Annotated in this window: 5 protein-coding genes; 1 reads left to right on the top strand and 4 read right to left on the bottom strand. The window is 34.7% G+C overall.

The genetic code is table 11. The features are described from left to right. Positions 1-278 precede the first annotated feature (278 nt). The 4 genes from OZD61_RS01825 to OZD61_RS01810 all read right to left on the bottom strand — a co-directional run bounded on the left by OZD61_RS01825 (position 279) and on the right by OZD61_RS01810 (position 3467). Positions 279-1037, bottom strand: a complete 759-nt coding sequence (locus OZD61_RS01825) for a cell division protein FtsQ/DivIB (RefSeq protein WP_274979636.1) — start codon at positions 1035-1037, stop codon at positions 279-281. Further along, on the bottom strand, positions 1018-2025 hold the full coding sequence (locus OZD61_RS01820; protein WP_274979635.1) for a D-alanine--D-alanine ligase: 1008 nt from the start codon (positions 2023-2025) through the stop codon (positions 1018-1020). The genes OZD61_RS01825 and OZD61_RS01820 overlap by 20 nt, the downstream gene beginning before the upstream one ends. 88 nt (positions 2026-2113) lie before the next feature. Continuing rightward, positions 2114-2761 carry a hypothetical protein gene (locus OZD61_RS01815; protein WP_274979634.1) on the bottom strand — a complete coding sequence of 216 codons (648 nt, stop codon included), beginning with the start codon at positions 2759-2761 and terminating at the stop codon, positions 2114-2116. 331 nt (positions 2762-3092) lie between these two features. Beyond that, a complete protein-coding gene (locus tag OZD61_RS01810; RefSeq protein WP_274979633.1) occupies positions 3093-3467 on the bottom strand; it encodes a ferredoxin family protein in 375 nt (124 codons plus the stop codon). A 61-nt stretch (positions 3468-3528) separates the two neighbouring features. Here OZD61_RS01810 and dprA point away from each other — a divergent pair, with 61 nt between their 5' ends. Continuing rightward, positions 3529-4617 (top strand): DNA-processing protein DprA, encoded by a 1089-nt coding sequence (dprA, locus tag OZD61_RS01805; RefSeq protein ID WP_274979632.1) that lies wholly within the window; start codon positions 3529-3531, stop codon positions 4615-4617. The last annotated feature ends 225 nt before the right edge of the window (positions 4618-4842 follow it).

The raw sequence follows: 4842 nt of genomic DNA, 5'->3' as shown, positions 1-4842 counted from the left end.
AAAAAACGCCATACTTGAAAGTATAATGTAAGTAATTAGCCAACCACGGGGCTTCTTTTGCCTTTTTTTTCGTTTGGTAAATTTCTTAAATATTTATAGCTAAACGACAACCGTCATCCCGCTACGTGTTAGCGGGATCTATGTTAAGGTATGGCGGTTAAATAAGGGATCTATGTTAAGAGATACCGCGAATGAACCGCGGTATGACGGTTCGCGGCGGGATTCCAGTGTCTGGGCACTGGGATGACAGGAAAAGGGGCTACTTGGATGACAGCAGATCACCTCTTCACAAAAATTTTATCAGTAATACGCATATCAATAATACTCCAATCGCTGAAAGTAAAATCAGTTGCATTGTGTAAGTGGTTTAAATAGTCCCATGCACTATAAGGGTTATCTTCAGGCAGTTTTACTGTGGAATCGTTATCAAGTATGATATTCCATCTTCTATTCCCTATATAAGCAAAAGAAGAAATGTGGTCTCTTAATTGAGTTTTACTCTCCAACACATCTCTAACAAATTCTAGGTTTGATAACGAGTTTTGTCCTGTAATTACAACAAGATCATCTACTAGATAGTCATCTACGATCACTTTACCTTCAAAATCAATTACCGAGGTTTTGTTATTATCTTTCCAGAGAGCAAACGGTTTATGCTCATCTATATTAATGTGTAGAGTATTGGGCAAAATTCTGTGAACTCTTACGTGTTTTATCCATCTGCTTACGGATTGTATGTTACCGGCAAGTTTTGAAAGTGATATATACAGGATAGGTTGCGTTCTATCTGTCAAACTTAGAATATCCTTTTTGTTTGTAAATTTATTGCCGCTCACGACTACTTCGTCGATTGAAAATCCACTACTGAGTAATAAACTAGATAGGCAGTCATTATACCAAGTAAAGTAGTAATTAAATCGATTTATTATTTTATCAAGTGAGCTGTAAAGTATTAGCGTAAGAAAAAGTGCTGTGATAATAACCAAGGCACACTTACGCAAAAAACTCCTTTGGCTTCTAGTAATACTGCTCAACATGACTTAAATCCCTAATATTTTTGTGCTGCAAACTATCTTCAATAATAATTTTAACTAATTCATTAAAATCGATTCCTTTTGTCAATTTTGCAATTTCTGGCACTAACGATAACTCAGTAAAGCCAGGATGTGTATTAATCTCAAGCATTTTTAAAGTGTTATTTTTGGGATTATAACGAAAATCTGAGCGGGAAATAGTTTTACAGCCTAAAAATTGATGAATTTTCAGTGCATGTTCCAAGGTCATTTTATATATATTGTCAGGAATTTCAGCAGGAAATATATGTTCTGCAAATCCATCTGTATACTTTGCTTCATAATCATAGAATTTATTTTTTGGTCGTATTTCCATAGTGCCAATTGCTTCATCTAGCAATACAGCAGTATGTAACTCTATTCCTGGGACATATTCTTCTATGATCATCAAGTCTCTTGTCATAGAAGTAGCTCTTTCCTTTTCATCCAAGTAGCCAGACACTGCCTGGTCACGCGCTGCAAACATGTTTTTTAATTTTAAATAATCATCATGCGAGAAAATTATGTGCACTCCGATGCTAGAGCCTTCGTTAATTGGTTTTAAGACGTACGGATAATCGATTTTAATATTATTTTTTAGTAGATCTTCTCGGCTAATTACATAACCTTTTGGAGTGTCGATACTAAGGGACCGAAATATATGCTTTGACATCACTTTATTCATAGCAACAGCAGAAGCCATAACTCCTGAGTGTGTATATTTTATACCTAAAATCTCCAATAAACCTTGAATGCAGCCATCTTCACCATAAGGTCCATGCAGAGCGATAAAAGCAAGGCCCGAATTAATTTTTCTAAGCTTTTCAGCAATGTTGCTGTCAACATCTATTTCTATTGCATTATATGAAAGGCTATCGAGCGCCTTCTTTACTGCTTTTCCGCTCATAAGCGATATTTCTCTCTCACAAGAAAACCCACCACTTAAAATTGCTATAGTTGGAACCATAAGCATTCTATGTTTTACTATATAGCATATATAACGGTTACATTAAGCTTATTAAATACCTACTTTGGCTAACTATAAGACCTTCTTACTTTCTTCAAGCACTTTTTTTATCCACTTCAAATAGCGTGCTCGGCAACGGTAGTGGCGTGTTTGCTGCACCTTTATACTGTTCACAGATAAGCTTTTCTAAATCCTCAGCAGATTGTTCTTTTGCTTCTTCTTTTTTCACCACTCCACTAGTTACTAAATCAATTAAGGCTGTAGTGTGTATTATCATTCGATTATTTAGCTCAAATATCTTTTTTGTATCAAGTGAGGGGTTTCTAATTAAGGCAGATAGTGCATGCATATATTTGTCTATATCAGAAAGACTTTTGTTTGTATCATAGTTGCTAACTAATATATATTCCTTCAAACGCTCAATTTCTTCTGGAGTAAACTTGTAAACTTCATCAAGTTTCCTTATTAAAGATATAGTAAGTATTCTACTTAAAACTCTTAATTCTCTAATAAATTGTACTCCTTCTCCTTCAGGATAAGACATTTCTTCTTTTTTATATTTCTTAAATAATCCTTGATCATAAGACTTTCTGAGATCTGACATCATTGCCAACGCTAACTCTTTTGAACCTAGCTTAAAAACTTCGTTGAAGCTGCTTGCGTTGGCATCTTGTGCACCGCCTGCAGTAATTCCACAACTCCAAGAAATCTTTTCAAACAAGCTATGATACTCTTTTATCATCTCTTCCAGCAATATTTTAATACCATCTTCGGTTAACTCTACTGTTGATAATAGACCACATGCTTTTTCAAGATTACCGTTCGCTTGAAAAAGTAACCCTTCAATCTTTTAAATGGTTTCTCTTTTATTTATACTCATAACTTACCCCCAAGATTTAATGCTAACAGCTAGTTTTATAATCAAATATTTCAAAAGTCAATAAGCCTTTTTCCTTAATCCTTAAATTAATCAATACTAATTTATCAGCATAACAACTTAGATAACGCAACTATTTTCAGCAACCAAAAACAACAACCCTGAAATACAAAAAGTTTCTTTTCCTTCAGTAGCATTATTCTAAATTTTCATCAAAATAAGCTGTTTTATCCTTTTTTTCCTTATACTCTTCTGCGGTATAGAGAGGTTGCCTCTTAGCTGTGATATTTGGCCATTTTTGTGAGTATTCTACGTTTATGTTGTAAAATGATTTGAAGATTTTTTGTTCACTGTTCAGTAACTCTTCATCTAGTTCTAAAATATCTTTTATGGAATCATCAGTTACAATTGCATCCACTGGACACTCAGGTATGCACACTCCGCAATCAATACATTCATCTGGGTTAATCACGAGCATGTTTTTACCTTCATAGAAGCAGTCAACGGGACATACTTCCACACAGTCCGTATATTTACATTTTATGCATTTATCTGTAACAAAATGCGTCATAAAACACTGTATATTTGCATTATCTTGAGTACACTAAATTGATAAGAAATTCAAGCCTTTTATGAAGATAAATAAATTGAACAACAAAGAATTAGAAGTATGGTTAAGCTTGGCTAGAACTATAGGACCAACAAAGTTTTTTAGTATACTAAGAACACATGGATCGCTAGATGAGGTGTTGAAATATCTCAATAGGGTGGCTAATAATAAGGTGTATGGCATTCAAGATGCACGAGAAGAAATCAATAATGCAGAAAGAATTGGAGCTAAAATTATACCCGCATGTGACCCAGATTACCCTGATCTTTTAAGAAATATCTCTAGTTGTCCTCCTGTAATAACTGCGCTTGGTGATATATCATTATTAAGCCGTGAGATAATTGCAATAATCGGTGGGCGTAACTCTTCAATGAATGGAAGAAATTTTGCCAATAAGTTGGCACTTGATTTAAGCGAAGCTGGTTTTGTTATCGTTTCTGGACTTGCAAAAGGAATCGATACTGCAGCAAACAGTGTAATATACAAAAATCATCCCACTATTGCTGTTACAGCAAGCGGAATTGATGTGGTGTATCCAAAAGAGAATTTTGATCTATACAAAAAAATCACTGGGAACGGTGGGTTAGTAATTACTGAGCTTCCATTTGCTACTGAACCAAAGCCTCAATATTTTCCTCAAAGGAATCGAATTATATCTGGCCTATCGCTAGGTGTTGCAGTGATTGAAGCATCGAAACGTTCTGGCTCTCTAATAACAGCAGATTTTGCTTTAAATCAAGGGAGAGAGGTGTTTGCAGTTTCTGGTTTCCCTTTAGATTCACGCTGTAGTGGTAGTAATTATTTAATTAAAAACGGTGCTAAGCTTATCGAATCCGCTGATGACATAATAGAGAGTATTAGGTTTAGTCTACCTCCGCAGCAAAAAAAACTATTTGATGTTGAGCACTATGCTGTTAACCAAAAACAAGAAAAATTACAACAGGCAAAATCTGTTATAGTTGATCATATTAACTCTGTACCTGTTGATATAGATGAACTTATATTAGCAAGCGGACTTTCTACCAACATAGCTCTAATGGCTCTTTTAGAACTAGAGTTGGAAAACAGAATAGAGCGTTCCCCGGGGAATAAAATATCGTTAATTTTCTAGATTACTTTAGCTATAGCTAGGTCGTTTTACTAGATGTTCGTACAGATATAGCTAAAGTGGCTTAGGTTCACCTACAATTTGAAAAACAACAAATTCGTCATCCCGCTACGTGTTAGAACCTGTTAAGGATCTCGAAAATATGAGGTAAAATAAGTATAGTTAAGAAAGAGGTATATCTATGCAAAAAAGCTATCCAAGCGATATAAGTAAAGAACAATTTGAAAA

Source organism: Wolbachia endosymbiont of Drosophila bocki (genome assembly GCF_028982005.1).
GTDB classification, from domain to species: Bacteria; Pseudomonadota; Alphaproteobacteria; order Rickettsiales; family Anaplasmataceae; genus Wolbachia; species Wolbachia pipientis.
Note: the sequence above shows the minus strand (reverse complement) of the source record. Positions and strands in the feature narration are given on the sequence as shown.